A 21,742-nucleotide genomic window follows, 5' to 3' on the forward strand; every position below is an offset into this window, starting at 1 on the left:
AATAAAGTGCGGAGAGAGTAGTTGAATTAGCCCAACCCCTATGAGTTGTCCGCGCAATTACTTATAATATCCTCCCAATCTCTCAAATCCGTCGATTATGTCAGCTGAATGACAAAAGATATCCTCCCAATTTCGTCGGGCCCCCACGATGTCCGCGCAATCGTTAATTATGTCCTCTTAATCTCCTAAATTCGCCGATTATATTCGCTCAATCACAAAAGATATCCTCCCAATTTCCCCCGGCCTGCATGATGTCCGCGCAATTACTAATTATGTCCTCTCAATCTCTCAAATCCACTAATTATGTCCGCTCAATCACAAAAGATGTCCTCCCAATTTCCCCCGGCTCCCATGCTGTCAACGCTATCCAATAAAATGTCCTTGCAACGGTGGTTTCCGTTATTATTTATAACCAGTTAAAAGGAAAATCACGGCATTCTTATTCATTTTTGAAAGTGATATCTATATAGTTAGAAGAGTTTTAGGAAAACATTAAATTCTTGTGTTATTTAATGCAATGCTAACTTATACTAGTAAATAGAGCTATAAGAGGTTTGACCGAACCCCTACTACTCAAAGAGGAGAATGTATAATGAAAAGTTTATTAATAGGGGCGGCTAATTGCATTTGTGCAATGCTGCTAACTCTAGCTTTAATTCCTAACTTTGTTACAGCAGCAGAAAATGCCGATGATTCGTTTACACAACTTACAGAGGTACCAGCGGGATATGTAGGAATTTACAACCCGTCAGATTTAGATAATATCAGGAATAACTATAGTGGGAAATACATCCTAATGAACGATATTAATCTCTCGGATGCCATTACAGTGGGTGGAGAATTCTATCGGGAAGGTGCTGGATGGAACCCGATTGGTACCGAGAGCCTTCCTTTTAGCGGAGTGTTGGATGGCAATGGTTATAAAATAATCGGTTTGAAGATAGACATATTAACAGAAAGCAAAGTCTATGCTGGATTAATCGGGTATGCCAGAAGTGCTGAAGTGAAGAACCTTGGAATGGTTAATGGGGAAATTAAAGTAGAGAACACCTCAATCGATTCATCCACAGCTGAAGCGGTCGTGGGCGGGATTATTGGCTTTGGCTACAATATTGATATCACAAATTCTTACAATGAAAATCCCGTGTATGCATTTTCAAACATTTCAAGTTACGCGGGGGGAATTGTTGGTTCGATTGATTCCCGATCAGCTACTCCTTCCAAAATATCCAGCAGCCATAATCGTGCTGTGATTAAAGGGAAAACCGCGACTGGGGGAATAGTGGGAAAAGCCTACTATACTAGTATCACTAACTCATTTAATGATGCTGAGATTAATAAAGAGAACGAACATGGTCAGATTTCCGGTGGAATTGCCGGTGCGATTAGCAATTCTTCTATCAATGAAAGCTATAATACAGGAGATATAACATACGGTGCCTCTTCAAAATCGGGAGGTGGAATTGTCGGCACTGCATCCGCGTCAACCCTAAACAATATTTCAAACCGTGGGAGTGTGTCTAGTACTGTTCAGTACGGGATAGGTGGGGGGATTGCTGGTGCAATATCGAGCAATACGAAGATTTTAAAAGCTAATAATTCAGGAGACGTAAGTAACTTGTCCTATGCAGGCGGAATTGCAGGTCATGCTTCTAACTCCATGACAGTTGAAGCATATAATTCAGGAGATATTAATGGAAATACCTCAGGAGGTATCTATGGATATTCATCAACTTCCCATGTCAAAGACAGTTTCAACTTAGGAAAAATAGATGGCAGATACTATACCGGAGGAATCGTTGGCCAAGGAACTGATTCGACAATTCAAACTACCTACAATGCAGGTAGAGTAAACGGCTCACTGACATACGGTTCCCATGGCCAGGTTGTTGGTCTATTTACAGGAACTGTCGCCAATAGTTATTATTGGATCAATTCGGGCACTGCTGTAGGCACAAAATTATCTGATCAAGAAGAAATGAAGCAGCAAGCTAGTTTCGAGGGCTTTGATTTTGGTGCAATTTGGACAATGGATGGTAAAAATTCCTACCCGTTCCCCAAGTTACGGGGCCAGGAAGTTTATACTGGAAAAGAACATAATATAGCAATTAAAATGAAGTCTGACCCCGAAAAAACTGTCTATGCCAGGGGCGAACCAATTGATTTAACTGGAGCTGTAATTACAACTTTAACCAACTGGGGAAATGAAGCTGACGTTGACGTGACGCAGAGCATGATCCCTAGAGATGCTACAAATTATATTGGTAATCCCTCAGTATCTGTCCGTTTTGAAGGGTTGCACACATCATTTCGAATTATTGTGAAAGAACCCTATACGGTCACATTTAAAGATGACAATGGAACAATATTAAAAACTGAGCGAGTATTGAAAGGGGATTCGGCAAACCCACCGTATTCTCCTACTAGGGAAGGCCACATTTTTACCGGTTGGGATAAGGATTTCAGTAACATATCAGCAAACTTAACGGTAACAGCCCAATATAAAGCGCATAGTTATTCCGTGACCTTTCAAACTTATGATGGTAAAACGATTGAAACTAAGTCTGTTTATCATGGGGATTCAGTAGAACCCCCGGAAGCGCCAATTAGAATCGGATATACTTTCTCTGGATGGGATCATCTCCTTCACTATATAACATCAGATATTATCGTGAAAGCAAACTACCATGAATCAAGTTATCGGGTTATTTTTAAGGACTATAACGGTAAGGAATTATCTAACTATCATGTAATGCACGGGTCATCAGCTTTTGCACCTAATCCGCCACCGGTAAGAACAGGTTATACATTTATCGGCTGGGATAAAAATTTCTCATCAGTAACGACCGACCTGATAATTACGGCACAGTATAAAATAAAAACTTACACCGTCACCTATAAAAACGGTTCAACTACTTTGAAATCAGTAAAGGCCAATTACAACACGAAGGTAGCTTCGTACAAACCGAAAAAATCGGGCTACACTTTTATCGGTTGGTATCATGACACTAAACTTACTAAAAAGTTTAGTTCTGATGAAAAAATCAAAGCAAATAAGACCCTGTACGCGAAATTTGTGAAGAACACTGCAACTCCGAAAAGTACCAGCGCTTCTTCGGCTGGCTATAACAAGACCAAGGTATCTTGGACAAAAGTATCTGGCGCAGCTGGATATGAGATTTATCGAGCTACTTCCAAAAGTGGAACTTACACTAAAATCGCAACAATCGCAGGTGGTTCTAAAGTCAGCTATACAAACAGTGGCTTGAGCACCGGAAAAACTTATTATTATAAAATTAGAGCTTACCGAACAGTAGACAAAGTCAAAGTATATAGTTCATACACACCTATTAAAAGTGCGAAACCAGTATTAGCAACACCGAGCAGGAGCGCAATTGCCAAAGTGAGCAGATCATCTGTTAAATTTTCATGGAATAAGGTGGGAGAAGCAAGTGGTTATGAGGTGTATCGAGCAACGTCAAAATCGGGGAAATATACGAAAGTCAAAACTATAACAAGCAATTCTACACTAAGCTACACCAATAAAAGTCTCTCAAGAGGCAAAATTTACTACTACAAAGTACGTGCCTACAGAATCGTGAACGGGACAAAAAGGTACAGTTCTTATTCAACAGTCAGAGGTTTGAAGTTATGATGGAAATGCTGGTATAAGGAATAACAGTAAAAAAATCACAATAAGATTTCGAAGGCTGTCTTGAGTAAATCCAACAAGACTACAAAACTTATATATGAGTTAAGAAGGGATGCCTCGGCATCCCTTTTCCTTATTGCCCTTTTGACAGCACCTAATAATTACAGCGAAACACTAATAGATTATTTCACGCTAATCAACAACTCGATCTCAAATCGAGAATGTCGCGAATTTCTACAACTGAAAAACAAAGATGCTGCCCGTTACGCCATAAAATCGCTTCCTTTGAATAAAACCGGAAATTCCGTAGCGACCAGATACATGTGGCCAAAAAATCTCCCTCTGTAAAATCGATAAAAAACCAAAAGCTAAAGACTAGAAGAAAAGGGATGCCGCTGGCATCCCTTTTCAAGTGCCTTTAAAAGCTAATCACAAAAAACTACCCACCCCAACAATTCCATGCGATAATCATCCTACAACCTTTGAAAGGAGCCACACAATGCCATCCATAATAAAATCAATAAAACAACAACTAGAATCCCTATCCGCCGCCGAAAAACAAATCGCCAAATACGTCATTCAAAACCCAGACCTGATCCCGAACATGACAACAAAAGAACTTTCCACCAAAACCGGCGTATCAGAAGCGAGCATCGTCCGTTTCTGCAAATCGATCGGAATGGGGAGTTTCAAATCGTTCAAACTCGCGCTAGTCAGAGACCTGACAATCGCCGAAATGAATATCACGGACGTCACAAACCTAAAAAAGAACGATTCACCATACGATCTGTTCCAAAAAGTCATCCAAGTTAACAAATTCGCGATCGACTCATGCACCGACTCAATGAACAAAAAAGAACTCGACGCCGCAGTCGCCACAATCAAATCAGCAAAAAAAATCGTCTTCTTCGGAGTAGGTGGATCATCCATCGCAGCAGTAGACGCCCATTACAAATTCACAAGACTCGGCTATCATTCCATCACATCAACAGATTTCCATTACTTGTTGACCGTGATTCCATACCTGCAAAAAGGGGACGTCTTCATCGCCATCAGCACATCAGGTATGACGAAAGATGTCATAGAACTCGCGCAGTTCGCGCAAAAAACAGGCGCAACAGTAATCGCGATAACCAATCTCGATGATAAATCGACTCTACACAGATTAGCGGACATCAACCTCTGTACGCCGAACGTCGAACAAGATTTCAGAATCGGAAGCATCCCATCACGCATGACGCAGCTGACAATAATCGACACCCTATACATGAGTGTTTTCCATCAAATCGGAGCCAAAGTCATCAAACACTACCATGACGCAAGAAAGGAAATGGAACAGTTAAGACGATAATTCGACTAAGTCTTTCTTTCCGCCAAAATGAAATTTAATTTCACGGATAACCAAAACACCATTGACATATAATTTCACAAAGCTACAATAAAACTATAAAGTAGTTTACTAGAGAGGTGATTGAATGCTAGAAAAATTAGCAACCGAAACAAGAAATCCAAACACGATGCAATTAGATGAAATGTCGCCAAAAGAAATTTTGATCGCGATGAACGAAGAAGACAAAACAGTTCCCCAAGCAGTCGAAAATGAAATCGACAGCATCGAAAAAGTAGTGAAAGCAGTCATTAATTCTTTCAACAACGGCGGGCGTTTGATTTATGTAGGCGCAGGAACAAGCGGCCGATTAGGAATCCTCGATGCAGTCGAATGCGTACCAACTTTCGGAGTATCTAAAGACCTCGTCCAAGGTTTTATTGCCGGTGGAATGAAAGCGTTTACAGTCGCCGTGGAAGGCGCCGAAGATAGCGCACCACTAGGCGAGAAAGACATGAAATCAATCAACCTTACAGAAAACGACACGGTCATCGGAATCGCAGCAAGCGGCCGGACGCCTTACGTAATCGGCGCACTAAATTACGCTAAAGAACTAAACGCAACAACAGCAGCCATCTCCTGCAATAAAAACGCAGAAATGAGCAAGCACGCTGACATAGCAATCGAAATCGAAACTGGCTCAGAAGTCTTAACAGGCTCCACAAGACTAAAAGCGGGCACTGCACAAAAACTCGTCCTGAACATGATTTCGACAGCATCCATGATCGGCATCGGAAAAGCGTACGAGAATCTGATGGTGGACGTCCAAGCGACCAATGAAAAATTAATAGAACGCTCCAAACGCATTATCATGGAAGCGACCGGGGTCGACTATGAAACGGCCGCAAGCTATTACGAAAAAGCGCAGCATCATGTAAAAACCGCCATTGTTATGATTCTATTAAAATGTTCATATAATGAAGCAGTCGAAAAACTAACAGAATCAAATGGCTTTGTCCGACAATCAATAAAATAAAATGAAAAGTGGGGGATTGAAGTGAAGAAAGAGGAACGCATGGCCGCCGATATATTCGAACATGTCGGCGGCAAAGAAAACATTCAACGACTATCGCATTGTATGACTCGTCTGCGCTTACTTTTGAAAGACCGTAGTAAAGCGAACATCGACGCACTCAAAAAAGTCGACGGCGTCATGGGCGTCATCGATGACGACACGCTCCAAGTCGTCGTCGGTCCAGGAACAGTCAATAGAGTCGCTGCAGAAATGAGCAAAACGACAGGACTAGCGATTGGCGAAGACGCCGGTCCAGCCGAGGGCGAACTGACATTCAGCGAAAAAGCGGCGCTCGACAACGCGAAACGAAAAGAGAAAAACAAGACGCCATTCAAAATGCTCTTACGCAGAATCGGTAACATCTTCATTCCATTAATCCCAGGTCTTGTCGCATCGGGATTACTGAACGGGGCGGCGAACTTCGCCAAAAACGCGGGCTACGATGCAACAACAACTTGGATGCAAATCCTTCTCGTTCTAGGTAGTGGCGTCTTCATGTACCTGGCCATTTTGGTCGGTTGGAACACGGCGAAAGAATTCGGAGGCACACCGGTACTCGGCGCCATCGCAGGAGCGACATTATTCCATCCGGCGCTCGCAGATATCGTGATTTACGGCGAACCATTAGTCTCCGGTCGCGGCGGATTATTCGGCGTCATTTTCGCAGCATTCCTCATGACCGTAGTCGAAAAACGAGTTCGTAAAGTCATGCCAGCTGCAGTTGACATCATCTTTACACCATTATTAACGCTATTAATCGTCGGATTCTTTTCACTTTATGCAATCATGCCGGTCGCAGGCGTATTATCGGATGCCATCACATCAGGCATCAACTCGATTCTTGACGTAGGCGGAGTCGTCGCGGGTGCAATTCTCGCAGGTTTCTTCTTGCCGCTCGTCATGGCAGGACTTCACCACGGACTAACGCCGATCCATTTGGAATTAATCGAAACGCTAAGTTACACAGCGCTATTACCAATACTAGCAATGGCGGGCGCAGGTCAAGTCGGCGCGGCAATCGCGATCTTCGTGAAAACGAAAAACAAACGCTTACGCAACATCATCAAAGGAGCACTTCCAGTCGGATTCCTCGGAATCGGGGAGCCGCTACTTTACGGGGTAACGCTTCCTCTAGGTCGCCCGTTCATCACAGCTTGTATGGGCGGAGCAGTCGGAGGAGCATTCCAAGCGATGATGAAAGTCGCAGCATCGGGAATCGGCGTATCAGGTATTTCACTAATCCCGCTAATCGCGAACAACCAATACCTGTTCTACTTCATCGGCTTGGTCATCGCGTACACATTCGGATTCATATTCACCTATACGTTTGGGTTCAAGGAAGAAATGTCTGAAGGAATATGAGAGGAGGGGGGCAACCCTCTCTTTTTTAAATTAACAAAGGAGTGACATAAAAATGCTAGGAGTATCAGTATACCTAGGAAACGACATCATAAAAGACTTCGATACATACTTAAACAAAATGCGGGGAGCAGGATTCACATCAATCTTCACATCCCTGCACATCCCAGAAGACGATCCAACAAAATACACAGAACGCTTACGCGCACTAGGGTCAGCCGCCAAACGCAACAACATGGAACTCATGGCCGACATCTCGCCAAAATCCCTCGGCCACCTCGGCTTCACCTGGGAAAACGCCGCCGGACTCCTCGAATGGGGCGTCACAGGACTAAGATTAGACTACGGCATTTCCGAAGAAGCAATGATCAAATTATCCAAGGAAATGAAAATCGCCCTGAACGCCAGCACATTAACAAAAGAAATCCTTGAAAGATTAAAATCAGGCGGTTTGCGAATAAACTCCGTAGAAGCATGGCATAACTTCTACCCGCGACCAGAAACAGGACTCGACAAATCAGAATTCCAAAAAGTAAACAACTGGCTAAAACAAGAAGGGCTAAACGTCATGGCCTTCATCCCGGGAGACGCAGACCTACGAGGACCATTACACAAAGGCTTACCCACACTAGAAGACCATCGACACAGCTCACCATTCGAAGCCTACTTAGACCTAATCACAAATTGCTCAGTCGAAAAAGTCCTAGTCGGAGACCTAAACCTAACCGAAGAAACCCTATCACAATTCACAGCTTACCAAGAAGGGATTCTAAAACTACGAGCAAAACCATTCTCCGCGAATCAACAGCTCTGTGACATACTGTCAACCATCCAAACCAACCGATGGGATGCAGCAAGAGATTGCATCAGATCAATGGAGTCTAGAGAATACGGGTTAATAGGAACTCGCCCAGTGACGCCACTAAATACAGTCGAAAGACCAATTGGATCCATAACAGTTGATAACGAGAAATATGGTCGATACCAAGGCGAGATACAAATCACGAAACGCGATCTCAAAGCAGATGAAAAAGTGAATGTCATCGGCCAAATAATAAAAGAAGACCAACCGCTACTACAATACATACACGGTGGCATGAAATTTCAGATTGAATTTGTTTAATAAAAAAAGGGGTGCCCTAGCATCCCTTTCATTACGATGTCCGCGCAAACCCCAATAATCTACGTCCAATTCCGAAAGATGTCCGCCCAATTCCCACACCCATCAAAAATTCCCCTCAATATCTCCAATCAACTCTCGAATCGCAGCCGGAAAATACCGATGCTTCATATAAGTCAAATATACTGTCCGCGTCAAATTAGAAGAATCCACTTCCTTAATCACAACCCGCGAATCAAGAACATCCTTAGCATAATTCTTTGGAATAAATGCAATCCCCAAATTCTCCTCAACAAGTTTCCACGCCGTTTCAAAACGCTCGATTTCAAACATAATCGTCGGTTCAACGCCCTCAGCTTCAAACGCTTCTAATATGTTAACCCTCGTTTGATAACCCTCTTTAGTGATAATCAAAGGCTCGTCTTTCAAATCTTGAAACGACAAATCCTGCTTCGATGAAAGCTTATTATCCTCATGCATAATCAACAAAAACTTCTCAGTATAAATCGGGATGAATTCGATATCCTCTTCCTCAACGAGTTGATTGGTGATACTTAAATGGGTCTTATAACTTCTAAGTGATTGGATGACATGTTTTTTATTCGTAATTTCTGTAAAACGAATTTTCATCGTCGGATACGACTGTTTAAAGTTTTTAATAACTTTAGGAATCCAATTTTGAGTGGACTCGATAATGCTTAAATGGACCTCGCCTTTACCCGTTGCATTCAACTCGACAATTTCTTTTTCGACAATCGATAATTTTAAAAGTAACTTCTTTGCGCGATCATAAAGAAGTTGACCGCCGTCTGTAATTTGCATAGCACGTGTATTTCGCTCGAAAAGTTGGGTATTTAACTGTTGTTCGAGTGATTTTATGGAAAGACTTAACGTCGGTTGGGAAATATGAAGGATTTTAGCGGCTTTTGTAAAACTATTTTCCTCAACAACCGCCACAAAATATTTCAACTGCTTAAGATCCATGGAAGGACACCTTCTTCTATTTATTAATAAAACCAATGGGTATATAGTTTTTCGATATTAGAAATTATAAATCAAGCTGTTTATAATGTAAAACAACAAGTCATCACACATAAAACGCTTTCAAAGCATTAACATAAAAGGAGGAACAACCATGACAATAGAACTTAACCAAGTTACGACAATATTCTTATCCGTTGCACTTTTCGTCCTAGGAACATTGCTCGTCAAAAGAATAGGACTTTTAAAACGTTTTTGTATTCCGGCTCCAGTAGTAGGGGGGCTATTATTCGCCATTGTCGCGGCAATCCTCAAACAACTGAATTGGGTTGAAGTCACACTGGACACCTCATTACAGGGCATGTTCATGCTCGCATTCTTCACCACGGTTGGAATCGGCGCCAGCTTCAAGTTAGTAAAACTCGGTGGAAAGTTATTAATCATATACTGGCTCGCTTGCGGATTTTTAGCCTTAGCACAAAACGCGATAGCCATTTCACTCGCCAAAGTATTCGACATTCACCCATTACTCGGCGTGATGGCTGGGGCAATTTCTATGGAAGGCGGACACGGAGCAGCAACGGCATTCGGTCAAACAATTGAAGACCTGGGCGTTCCTTCAGCTCTTCCAATCGGGATTGCAGCCGCTACTTTCGGGTTAATCGCTGGTGGACTTATTGGTGGACCAATGGCGAAACATTTAATCACGAAATACAACTTAAAGTCTTCAGAAGACGCTGCTGAACCTACACAAACGGATGAATTAACGAAAAATGAACCAATCAATTCAAATCGCTTTTTCACGCAACTTCTATTAATCACATTCTCGATGGCAGTTGGCTCATACTTAGCGGAACTGTTCTCCACGACAACTGGATTTGTACTACCTAGTTATGTAGGTGCGATGTTTGTCGCAGTGATCGTACGAAACGTCGTAGATAAGATTAACCCTGAAATTGTGGAAATGCGCAGCGTAGAATTAATCGGGGATATCACATTGGGTGTTTTCCTTTCAATGGCGCTTATGAGTATCAAACTCTGGGAACTTACAGGATTGGCGCTTCCGATCTTGGTTATCGTTTTCGTCCAAGCAATCTTCATCGTGCTATTCGGGATTTTCGTTCTCTTCCGTTTGCTCGGAAAATCATTCGACGCGGCAGTTATGGTCGGGGGCTTTGCTGGTCACGGTTTAGGCGCAACGCCAAACGCAATGGCGAATATGGCGGCAATTACAGAGAAATTCGGGCACTCCCGAAAAGCCTATTTAGTCGTACCCATCGTAGGTGCATTCTTAGTCGACGTCTTTGCAATGCCAATCATTATTACGACGATCAATATATTTTCTTAAACTATATAGAATCTCTTATTCCCTCATTAGACGGGGGAGTAGGAGATTTCTTTATTGTTGGCGCTTTTTGAAATAATGTCTTCTCTATCACTCGCAATGTCATCTCAATCCCAGAATGTCGGCGCAATCAACTATAATGTTGTCCCAATCAATAAATTTATCGTCTCTACGACTCATATTCTCGTACAAAATCATGCCCCCTCACACAACTCGAAGTCACCCAGGAAAACTTGGCTTGCCAGGAGAGGCTTTCGCGCTGAAGTTTCCAGCCGTATCATCCTTGCCAATAAAAACGGAGGTGTCAAAACAGCACCGCCAAATTCACCGATAATCTATCTAAAACGGTTATCCATTTTCTTGCGTGAAAATGAAAGAAAACCATCGATATTTTCCGCCAATCAATTAAAAAGTCTTAGCCATGTAATTCAACAACACAGATTGCAATACAATCCGTATCCACTCTGCAACTACTACAAACTAGATCCGAAACTATTAACAAAAGGACAACTCTGTTCAACATGCAACGCCACAATGATTTACTTGAATCACAAAAGCCGCTATTGCAAATGGTGCAAAGAAAAAGAGCCCAACAATTACGGCCAATCAATTCAAGACTGGCTTATGCTAATAGACACCAGCATTTCAAATCGAGAATGCAGAGATTTCCTTCAAATTAACGATAGAAGAGAAGCTCACTACGCACTAAAATCACTAAATCTGATTAAAGAAGGAAAGTCCGTACTACCAGATACTCCTGGCCAAATGGAATCCCCTTTACAATTCGGTAGGGAGGGGATGCCTCGGCATCCCTTTTAATCAGGAAGTCGTCGCAATCTACGAAAATGTTGTCTCAATTAAGCATAATGTCGTTTTAATTCGGGAATGTCGTCTCAATCTATTAAAATGTCAGCGCTATAACCGATAATGTTGTCCCAACCACAAATAACGTCCCAATCCTCGCGGATTCAAAATCTACAAAAAAAGTCCCCATCCGGCAAAGCCGGACGGGGACCACTCACTTATTACAGCTCTAAATGCTCTTTCAACTCACCAGTAATTCCTTGTAATTCCGCATCATTTAAAATGTAATACCAAATACTATCGATAATCTTACCTTGTCCTTTTTCAATATAAAGTTGATCTACTTTACCAGTTGCATCCCGGTAATTCTTCTGAACTTCAATCATCTCATCAAATGTCATATTCGTTTTAACATTATCACCGATTGCACCGAAGATACTCTTATAGTTCAATAAACTACTTACCGATGCGCCTTCACGTAAAACAGCTTGGATGACTTGTTTTTGTCGATCTTGACGTCCAAAGTCACCGCGTGGATCTTCTTTACGCATACGAACAAATGCAAGTGCTTCATTACCATTTAGCGAAATTTGGCCTTTAGAGAATGTGTGGCTTCCGGATTTAAAATCTAGCGTATTGTTGACACTAATACCTCCAACTGCATCGACAATATCTTTAAAGCTTTCCATATTCACTTGAACAACATAATCTATTGGAATATCCAATAGATTCTCTACAGTTGCCATTGACATTTCAATACCACCAAACGCATATGCGTGGTTAATCTTGTCGTTAAAGCCGCGTCCGATAATTTCGGTGTATGTATCACGAGGGATACTGACCATTTTTGTCGATTTTGTTTCAGGGTTAACTGTCATTACGATAATTGTATCTGAACGCCCTCTATCGCCGGCCCGGGCATCAACACCTAGTACGAGCATCGAGAAAGGCTCTTGATTCTTGAATACAACAGGTTCATCACGTTTCTCCGAAATTTCACGGTCAATTGGCTCGTGAATCCCTTTAGCTGTATCTGTTAAACTTTTGAAGACTAAAATTCCATAAACAACCACTACTAAAACAAACACCCCAAGAATTCCTACAATCCATGGCCAAATTCTTTTTTTCTTTCTCTTTTCAATTCTACTCATCTTCTTTGCCCCCATCTATTCTGCTATAAAATAATTTATAAGTGCATTTGCCCAAATTTCAGCGCCGGCACGATTCGGCATACTTTCTTCATCTAAAAAATCAGGTAATTCATCTGAATTTATATCAGGCCACTCGGTCCAATGGTCGATATATGGAATCTTATTATCAATTGCAAATGTCTTTATAGAGTTAACTTCGCCCGGATAATAAATTGCTCGATGGAGAGGTTGTGGAGGATGTAAAACGAGAACTGCATCCTCAACTTCATCTTGTAATCGATTCTTAAACGTTTTTATGTGTTGATGTTGATCTTCAGCGATAATAACGCCATTATTATTCAAAGTGAACGGTTCAAATAGAATAATGTCATAGCCTTTACTGAAATCTATTTCATCATTGAGATTTTCGATGAATAAATCAGAAGATTCATCAAAAGTAACGATAGAAATATTCATAAGATCACTATAGGCGTTTTCAAGGGCTGATTTAAGTTGTTCTGCATACCCCGGATCTCCATGATTCATAACTTCCGAACCTATAATTAAAAAGTCGATCTTTTCTTCAGATTCCAAACGACTCTTAACAACCTCCTGTACTTTTTTATCTGCATTAGCAGATAAGGCTAATAAACGTTCGATATCGTCATCAGGTTCCGACGTTTCTTCGGTTGTTTCGACATTATTTGAAACAGGTGGTGTCGGTGTAGAAACTATTTTTTCAGTATTTCCGCCAACAGAGGAAATTTTTCCTTTCCATTGCATATAGCTACCAACTAATAGTAAAATACAGCCAGTAAGCACTATGAAGGCGAACAGGGTCTTTTTATTCATCATTATCTCCTTTTCTCGCAACTATTAAGTATAATATTAAAGTAGTCCTAATCTATTATCCCATAATTCATAAAAAAATCATATGTCTAATTTAAAAAATTTGTGATATAATGGCGAAGATGTAAAATTAGAGGTAGCTGGTAAAGGAGAACGTATATAGAATGGAAGAAACAATTAGTCTACAAGAGTTATTTAGAACATTGAAGAAACGTTTAGGTCTTATTGCACTGATTACGATTATCGCAGTTACAATTAGTGGTGTCGTAAGTTTTTGGTTACTTACACCAATTTATCAATCATCAACTCAAATCTTAGTCAATCAAACAAAGCAGGAGCAAAACCAATTTAACACACAAGATATCCAAGTGAACTTACAATTAATCAATACATATAATCAGATTATTAAAAGTCCAGCAATCCTAGCTATCGTAAAAGAAGAACTTGATCTTGAACGTTCGGTAAGTGCTTTAAACAATCAAGTAACTGTGAATAGTGCACAGAATTCACAAGTCGTCAATATTTCGGTTCAAGACGAAGATCCGAAAATGGCAGTCGAACTAGCCAATAAAATCGCGACAGTTTTTCAAAGTGAAATTAAAAGATTAATGAATGTCGATAACGTCAACATACTTACGCCAGCAGAACTCGGACCGAACCCGTCACCCGTTAAGCCTGATCCCATGCTAAATATGGCAATTGCAGCTGTAATTGGATTGATGATTGGTGTCGGAATTGCATTCTTACTTGAATATTTGGATACGACTATGAAGACGGAACAAGATATTGAAGATTATTTGGAATTGCCGATATTAGGGCTAATTAGTCCTATTCCAGATGAAGATATTAAAATGTCACAAATAAAAATTACACAAAGAAGACGGAGGGGATAACATGGCTAGAAAAAAACGTGGAAAACAAATAATACAAACAATGGCTCGTAAACTTGTAACGAGTGCTAATCCAAAATCTGTTGTTTCTGAACAATTTCGTACCCTTCGGACGAATATAAACTTTTCGATGCCTGATAAGGAACTGCAAACAATTTTATACACTTCAGCATCACCAGGGGAAGGAAAATCGACAGTTGCAGCGAATACAGCAGTTGTCTTTGCACAAGAAGGCAAACGTGTTCTTTTGATTGATGCTGATATGCGTAAACCGACAGTTCACTATACATTTCATATGACGAATACAATTGGTTTATCAAACCTACTTACGCGTCAAGCAACTTTAGAAGAAGTTATGAAGACAAGTGATATGGAAAACCTGAAAGTTATCACCTGCGGACCGATTCCTCCTAACCCAGCTGAATTGATTGGCTCCCGCACGATGGATAAGGTTATGGAAGAGATGAAGAGTCAGTTCGATATTATAATATTCGATGCACCGCCTGTATTATCAGTGACAGATGGACAAGTGCTCTCCAATAAATGTGAAGGTACCGTGCTAGTAATGAGTGCAGGCCAAACAGAAAAAGAGAGTGTTGTCAAAGCGAAAGAGGCACTTGTTTCTTCGCAGGCGAATATAATAGGTGCTGTATTAAACAACTTTAAATTAGAGAAAGACCATTATTATCAATACTATGGAACAGCTGAGTGAGGGATTGAGTTAGTCTCACTCTTTTTTGTATTTACTATATATTAGGCGGGGGAAAGCCAAAATGCTAGATATGCACACTCATATCATACCGAATGTTGACGATGGGCCGGGTACAATGAATGAATCTATTCAACTTATTGAAATGGCAATTGCTGAAGGGATTACCGATATTATTGCAACATCACATGCATACAGTCCACACTTTAATGTTTCAAAAGAAAAAGTTCTGGAAGGTATAAAACTATTAACGGAAGAAGTTAATATTAGAGAGTTGCCTGTTACTATCCATGCAGGTCAAGAAATTCGTATTCAGGAATTCACGGTTGAAAAACTACGAAATGGTGAAGCTTTGACGTTGGCGGGATCGAAGTACATGTTGCTCGAACTCCCTTCTAGCGGAATACCAGCTTACACAATTAAAATTATCCAAGAAATACTAAATTTAAATAAAGTACCGATTATTGCCCACCCTGAAAGAAATCGAGCAATTGCTGATAAGCCCGCACGTCTCGCAAGACTTATCAATCACGGCGCACTTGCGCAAGTTACTGCGGGAAGTGTCGCAGGACATTTCGGCAAAAACGTGCAGAAATTGTCATTGCAATTGATTGAAGCGAACCTTATTCATACTTATGGTTCAGATGTGCATAATTCGACAACAAGACCATTTTTCTTTGATAAGGGCCTCGATGTTCTGGAAAAGAGAAAACATCATGAAATTGTCGATATTTTACTAGAAAACAATGCGAGAATTTTAACAAATGAAGATTTCATTTTACTTGAGCCTAAAGGACTTGAATATAAGAAGTGGTGGCAATTTATTGGATAATATGGTAAATTAAACTCTGAATTTGACCGTATTGCTTATTTTAAGTTTATGTAATAAGGCATTCATGTTGTCAACTGATTAATTATCTCTCTCTCTCAGAAAGGAGTATACCGGTTGTCAGTGAAAAAAAGAACGACCTATTTAGTTTTCGTCGACTCCTTAATAGTCCTATTCTCTTTATACATAGGCTATTACATGTTACATCCGACCATGAATATATTTATGAGTAAAACGCTACTCTTAAGTGTCGCTACAATTCAAATAGCTCATCATTTCTTTGCATGGCATTACGGACTTTACCGTAAAGCATGGGCGTATGCATCTATTGGAGAATTAAAATCAATCTTCAAGGCGGTAACATTAACCATAGCCGTAGTAGCGGTTGTACAACTTGTTGTCGTGCAAAATATATACATACGTGCATTGGTCTTAACTTGGATGCTACATATTCTTCTTATTGGAGGATCTAGATTATCTTGGCGACTCATGCGTGACACAGTGAACCACCATAACGGCAACGCAACAACAAGAACCATGATTGTCGGAGCTGGAGAAGCAGGTACAATGGTAGCCCGACAATTGCTGAACAATCCTGAATCTGGTATGAAACCTGTCCTTTTCGTCGACGATGACCAAACGAAATGCGGTCTCGAAATATTCGGCATTAAAGTATCTAGCGGGGTTAATAACATACCTGCGTTAGTAGGGGCGAATAATGTTGAAAAAATTGTCATTGCTATTCCATCCTTACCGAAACAAGAGATGGCTGATTTATCGAAGTTATGTATTGAAACAGGAGTTAAAACACAAACAATTCCACGTATCGAAGACTTAATGACGGGAAAAATCTCGGTCAACGATATGCAAGACGTTCAAATCGAGGACTTACTAGGTCGAGACGAAGTACAACTTGATTTAAAAGCCATTGCGGATAAGCTTACGAATAAAACCATCCTTGTCACAGGGGCGGGCGGTTCAATCGGTTCTGAAATCTGTCGTCAAGTAAGTGTATTCCGTCCAAAACGTTTAATTTTATTGGGGCACGGTGAAAGTTCAATCTATACCATAGACATGGAATTACGCCAAAAGGTTTCGAAGGAAACAGAAATCATTCCAATTATTGCAGATGTTAAAGATAGGAATCGTATATATGATATTGTAAGTGAATATAAACCGGATGTTATGTATCACGCTGCGGCGCATAAACACGTTCCTTTAATGGAAGCAAACCCAATGGAAGCTGTGAAAAACAATATTTTCGGTACGAAAAACGTTGCGGAAGCGGCGGATGTATTCGGAGTGCCTTACTTTGTTTTAGTTTCTACAGATAAAGCTGTTAACCCGCCGAACGTTATGGGTGCGACAAAACGTTTTGCAGAGATGATTGTTCAAAATCTAGCGAAGAAAAGTGAAACAAAATTCGCTGCGGTAAGATTTGGTAATGTTTTAGGGTCAAGGGGTAGTGTTGTTCCCTTATTTAAAGAGCAGATTGCCAAGGGGGGTCCGATTACGGTCACCGATCCGGAAATGACCAGGTATTTTATGACGATTCCGGAAGCCTCGCGCCTCGTTATTCAGGCGGGGACGCTTGCAGCCGGCGGGGAAGTTTTTGTGCTTGATATGGGAGAACCGGTGAAGATTGTTGATCTTGCGAAGAACCTTATTAAACTATCAGGGTTTAGTGAGGAAGAGATTGGCATTGAGTATTCGGGGATTCGACCCGGGGAAAAGTTGTTTGAAGAGTTGTTGAATGAGAATGAGAGACAGAGCGAGCATGTGTTTCCTAAGATATTTGTTGGGAAGGCGGAGCCGATTACCAATACTGAAATGAACTACGTACTTGAGAAGTTGCCTGAAATGGATAATGTTGAAGTAAAAGATACGCTTGTAGGATTGGCTAATCGGAAGGTTGTTTTAGGAAAGAATGTTACAACTGCGTAAAAAAATAAAGGAATAGATTAGAGGGTAACGAATGAATTTTGCAATAATTGGATGCGGATTTATCGCAAAAAAACATGCACAAGCCATACAGAATATAGAAGGTGCAAACCTTATAGCTGTCTGTGACCGGGTCCCGGAACTAATGGAACCGTATGTGAATGAATACAGTGCTAAACCCTATACGGATTTAGCTGAAATGCTAAAAGATGAAACTATCGACATTGTTTGTATTTGTACACCAAGTGGAACGCACGCAGTAATCGCTGAGCAAGCTGCTAATGCAGGAAAACATATAGTTCTAGAGAAACCAATTGCAATGACACTAGAAGAAACGGACCGGATTATTAAAGCAACGAAAGAAAATGATGTGAAATTAGGAATTGTTCACCCGAACCGGTTCCGTCCAGTGGCGATGAAGTTAAAAGAAATACTAAATCAAAACCAACTTGGGAAAATCAGTCATGCCCTATGTATTATCAACTGGAACCGTGGCCAAGAGTATTACGATCAAGCAGTTTGGCGGGGAACGAAAGAATATGACGGCGGGGTATTGATGAATCAAGCAATACATAATCTTGATTTGCTGCTTTGGTATATGGGAAATCCGGTAGAAGTATTTAGTATGGAAGCTACCAGACTACGAAACATTGAGGCAGAAGATGTTTCGATGGGCGTTATTCGATTTGAGTCAGGTGCACTAGCAACTGTTCAGGCTTCGACAACTGTATACCCAAAGAATTTCGAAGAGTCGATTACAATCTTTGGGGAAAAAGGTACAGTCAAAATTGGTGGGCAAAATGCATTGAATTTTGAACATCTTATAATAGAAGGTATCGATGAAGAGACTTCTGGAAAATGGATTGGTGATATTAAAGCAGATCCTTGGGGTACACCTGGACATGAACAGATTATCAAAGACATGATCTCAGCAATTAATGAAAATCGTCAACCTGCAGTAACAGGAGAAGATGGAAGAAACGCACTATCGCTTGTCTTATCATTCTACGAATCAGCAAAAATAAATAAGCCAGTTAAACGGTAGTAAAGGAAATGAAAAACATGACAAAAACTAAAAGCATAATCTTGAATCATACAGCAGAACAATTAATAAATAAATTAGAAACAAAAAAAGCCACAGTTGGTGTAGTTGGTCTTGGATATGTTGGGCTGCCTCTAGCGGTCGAGAAGGCAAAAGCTGGTTTCACTGTTATTGGTTTTGATGTACAAGAAGAGAAAGTGCGCATGGTAAATGAGGGGAACAACTATATCGGGGATGTTGTTCAGGAAGATCTCGAATCGCTAGTATTTTCTGAGAAACTTAAAGCGACTGCGGATTATACATTCATCAGAGACGTTGATGCGGTTGCAATTTGTGTTCCAACTCCGTTAGATATTTACAAACAACCGAATATGGAATATGTTAAAGGTTCTGTTGAAGCAATTTCTAAATATATGACTGCTGGAACCCTTATTGTTCTGGAGAGTACAACATATCCAGGTACTACAGAAGAATTAATTAAACCAATTCTTGAAAAGAGTGGCCTTATAGTAGGAGAAGATATTTTTATAGCATATTCTCCAGAACGTATTGATCCGGGAAATAAAGATTTTAATACAAAAAACACGCCAAAAGTAGTCGGCGGGGTGACGGGAATTTGTACGAAAGTTGCTGCTGCTATGTATCGCGCGGTTCTTGACGGTGATGTTCACGAAGTTTCTAGCCCGGCAGTTGCTGAAATGGAAAAATTATTGGAAAACACTTTCCGTAACATTAACATCGGTCTTGCCAATGAAATGGCGATTCTTTGTAATAAAATGGGAATTGACGTTTGGGAGGTTATCGATGCTGCGGCAACTAAGCCTTACGGATTCATGGCATTCTATCCAGGACCGGGGCTCGGTGGACATTGTATTCCAATCGACCCATGGTATTTAACGTGGAAAGCCCGGGAATATAACTATCATACGAAGTTAATTGAAACTGCCGGTGAAATTAATGATAGTATGCCAGATTTTGTAATTCAACGTTGTTCAGAAATATTGAACGAACAGAAAAAAGCAATGAATGGCTCCAAAGTTTTGGTGCTAGGCGTAGCTTACAAAAAAGATATTGATGATTATCGAGAGTCACCAGTACTGCCAATATTAGAACGTTTAACTAAGTATGGAGCTGATTGGGAGGTTTCTGATCCGCATGTGGAAGAATTTAAATTAGAAGGGGAAATGGTTGAGACTGTAATGTTGACGGAAGAGAAATTGGAAGAGGCGGATCTTGTGGTGATTGCTACTAATCATAGTGAGTTTGATTATGAGTTAATTAAGTCAACAGCTAAAGCCATTTTGGATACGCGGAATTCTTATGACAATGCTTATGAAAAATCCGTTTACTATAAACTGTAACGTTGAAAGTAGATTATAATGACAAAAAAACTATTTATAAGTGATTTTAACCGAAATGTATTAACGTTACTTACTGGTACAACAATTGCACAAGCTATTCCTATCGCAATATCCCCAATATTGACTAGGCTATACTCACCCCAAGATTTTGGAGTGCTTGCCTTGTTTGTCGCAATAACAACAATTTTAGCGTCAGTCGCAAACGGACGCTATGAATTAGCAATAGTTTTACCTAAGACTGATAAAGAAGCATTGAGTATCATGATACTTTCACTAATCATCAGTACGACATTGAGCTTAGTGCTCTTAATCTCTATTTTTGTTTTTTACAATCCAATTGTTTCACTTATTAATAATGAGGAATTAGCAAAGTGGCTGTATTTTATTCCTATTGTTGTTTTTCTAGCAGGTCTTTATAATTCCCTGAACTACTACAATACTAGAAAGAAAGCTTATTCAAATATTGCTAAGGCAACTGTTATAAGGTCAGTTGGATTATCGGTGGTTCAAATTTCACTTGGGCTATTAAAGAAAGGTGCAGGAGGCTTAATTACTGGGCAGGTCATTTCTCAAGCACTAGCAAATGGACGTTTAGCTATAACGGTAGTAAAAGACAAGAATCTACTCAAAACCGCGAATAAAACATCAGTATTAAGCGTTGCAAAAAGGTATAATAACTTTCCCAAATTCTCTTTGCCAGCAGTGTTAATGAACACATTGGCAAGTAACATTTTGAATTTCTTTTTACCGATTATGTTTTCAGTAGCTACACTAGGCCAATACGCATTAGTAAACCGAATTTTAGGAGCACCATCTTCAATCATAGGAAATTCATTTGGACAAGTGTTTTTGCAACAGGCAACTAGTGAAAGGCTAGCCACTGGTAAAGCAATTAAAACATTTACATCTACTTTGAAGAAATTATTTATTTTAGCGATTATTCCGTTTACAGTTTTATTCTTTTTTGGAGAAGATATTATTGTTTTTGTATTTGGTTCCGAATGGATAATGGCGGGGCAATTAATATCAATCCTAGCTCCTTATTTTTTTGTAAGATTTATTAGTAGTCCACTAAGTACAACAACTAGTGTCTTTGAAAAGAATCAATACGCTTTAGTAATTCAAAGCACTTATTTAATATTAATAATAATAATTTGTTTAATAGGCGGCATATTAAAAATAAAGTTGACTTTATTTTTAACGTTTTTTTCAGGCATTTTCTCTGCTTTTTATTTAATTCTTATTATGATTTTTTATAGAATCAGTAAAAATGATCGATAGAATGGTGATGAGTATGTTTCTTCTTATACGAGAATTTTGTAATAAAT

At 40.1% G+C, this 21,742-nt stretch carries 17 protein-coding genes; 14 read left to right on the top strand and 3 right to left on the bottom strand.

The window, feature by feature from the left end; translation table 11 throughout:
* Positions 1–592 precede the first annotated feature (592 nt).
* From G8782_RS12240 to G8782_RS12260, 5 genes are all read left to right on the top strand, one after another.
* The gene (locus tag G8782_RS12240; protein ID WP_172371550.1) at positions 593–3,655 is read left to right on the top strand and encodes an InlB B-repeat-containing protein; all 3,063 of its coding nucleotides are present in this window, start codon (positions 593–595) and stop codon (positions 3,653–3,655) included.
* Positions 3,656–4,151: 496 nt separating this feature from the next.
* Positions 4,152–5,003: a MurR/RpiR family transcriptional regulator gene (locus tag G8782_RS12245; RefSeq protein ID WP_172371552.1), complete on the top strand. Its 852-nt coding sequence runs from the start codon at positions 4,152–4,154 to the stop codon at positions 5,001–5,003.
* Positions 5,004–5,127: 124 nt separating this feature from the next.
* Positions 5,128–6,015, top strand: a complete 888-nt coding sequence (gene murQ, locus G8782_RS12250) for an N-acetylmuramic acid 6-phosphate etherase (protein ID WP_172371554.1) — start codon at positions 5,128–5,130, stop codon at positions 6,013–6,015.
* Between the two features lie 21 nt (positions 6,016–6,036).
* Positions 6,037–7,416, top strand: coding sequence for a PTS transporter subunit EIIC (locus G8782_RS12255; protein WP_172371556.1), 1,380 nt, complete (start codon positions 6,037–6,039; stop codon positions 7,414–7,416).
* Between the two features lie 52 nt (positions 7,417–7,468).
* The gene (locus tag G8782_RS12260; RefSeq protein WP_172371558.1) at positions 7,469–8,536 is read left to right on the top strand and encodes a DUF871 domain-containing protein; all 1,068 of its coding nucleotides are present in this window, start codon (positions 7,469–7,471) and stop codon (positions 8,534–8,536) included.
* Between the two features lie 102 nt (positions 8,537–8,638).
* Here G8782_RS12260 and G8782_RS12265 read toward each other — a convergent pair whose 3' ends face one another.
* Entirely contained in the window at positions 8,639–9,517 is an 879-nt protein-coding gene (locus G8782_RS12265; protein ID WP_172371560.1) for a LysR family transcriptional regulator, read from the bottom strand.
* 151 nt (positions 9,518–9,668) lie between these two features.
* On the opposite strand from G8782_RS12265, the gene gltS reads away from it, so the two are divergent.
* Entirely contained in the window at positions 9,669–10,862 is a 1,194-nt protein-coding gene (gltS, locus tag G8782_RS12270; RefSeq protein ID WP_172371562.1) for a sodium/glutamate symporter, read from the top strand.
* Between the two features lie 54 nt (positions 10,863–10,916).
* On the top strand, positions 10,917–11,678 hold the full coding sequence (locus tag G8782_RS12275) for a hypothetical protein (RefSeq protein ID WP_172371564.1): 762 nt from the start codon (positions 10,917–10,919) through the stop codon (positions 11,676–11,678).
* Between the two features lie 206 nt (positions 11,679–11,884).
* Here the strand turns inward: G8782_RS12275 and tagU are convergent, their stop codons facing one another.
* The gene (tagU, locus tag G8782_RS12280) at positions 11,885–12,814 is read right to left on the bottom strand and encodes a polyisoprenyl-teichoic acid--peptidoglycan teichoic acid transferase TagU (protein WP_172371566.1); all 930 of its coding nucleotides are present in this window, start codon (positions 12,812–12,814) and stop codon (positions 11,885–11,887) included.
* Positions 12,815–12,829: 15 nt separating this feature from the next.
* A complete protein-coding gene (locus G8782_RS12285; protein WP_172371568.1) occupies positions 12,830–13,645 on the bottom strand; it encodes an SGNH/GDSL hydrolase family protein in 816 nt (271 codons plus the stop codon).
* Between the two features lie 161 nt (positions 13,646–13,806).
* On the opposite strand from G8782_RS12285, the gene G8782_RS12290 reads away from it, so the two are divergent.
* From G8782_RS12290 to G8782_RS12320, 7 genes are all read left to right on the top strand, one after another.
* Positions 13,807–14,535, top strand: a complete 729-nt coding sequence (locus G8782_RS12290) for a YveK family protein (RefSeq protein WP_172371570.1) — start codon at positions 13,807–13,809, stop codon at positions 14,533–14,535.
* A gap of 1 nt (position 14,536) precedes the next feature.
* On the top strand, positions 14,537–15,244 hold the full coding sequence (locus G8782_RS12295) for a CpsD/CapB family tyrosine-protein kinase (RefSeq protein ID WP_172371572.1): 708 nt from the start codon (positions 14,537–14,539) through the stop codon (positions 15,242–15,244).
* 61 nt (positions 15,245–15,305) lie between these two features.
* Positions 15,306–16,073 (top strand): tyrosine-protein phosphatase, encoded by a 768-nt coding sequence (locus G8782_RS12300; RefSeq protein ID WP_172371574.1) that lies wholly within the window; start codon positions 15,306–15,308, stop codon positions 16,071–16,073.
* A 114-nt stretch (positions 16,074–16,187) separates the two neighbouring features.
* Positions 16,188–18,014: a polysaccharide biosynthesis protein gene (locus tag G8782_RS12305; protein WP_172371576.1), complete on the top strand. Its 1,827-nt coding sequence runs from the start codon at positions 16,188–16,190 to the stop codon at positions 18,012–18,014.
* Positions 18,015–18,045: 31 nt separating this feature from the next.
* Positions 18,046–19,056, top strand: coding sequence for a Gfo/Idh/MocA family protein (locus G8782_RS12310; protein ID WP_172371578.1), 1,011 nt, complete (start codon positions 18,046–18,048; stop codon positions 19,054–19,056).
* 17 nt (positions 19,057–19,073) lie between these two features.
* Complete coding sequence (locus G8782_RS12315; RefSeq protein WP_172371589.1) at positions 19,074–20,414, top strand: nucleotide sugar dehydrogenase; 1,341 nt, start codon at positions 19,074–19,076, stop codon at positions 20,412–20,414.
* Between the two features lie 18 nt (positions 20,415–20,432).
* Complete coding sequence (locus G8782_RS12320; protein WP_172371591.1) at positions 20,433–21,695, top strand: lipopolysaccharide biosynthesis protein; 1,263 nt, start codon at positions 20,433–20,435, stop codon at positions 21,693–21,695.
* Positions 21,696–21,742: the final 47 nt, after the last annotated feature.

Source organism: Sporosarcina jiandibaonis, assembly GCF_013184495.1.
Classification (GTDB): domain Bacteria; phylum Bacillota; class Bacilli; order Bacillales_A; family Planococcaceae; genus Sporosarcina; species Sporosarcina jiandibaonis.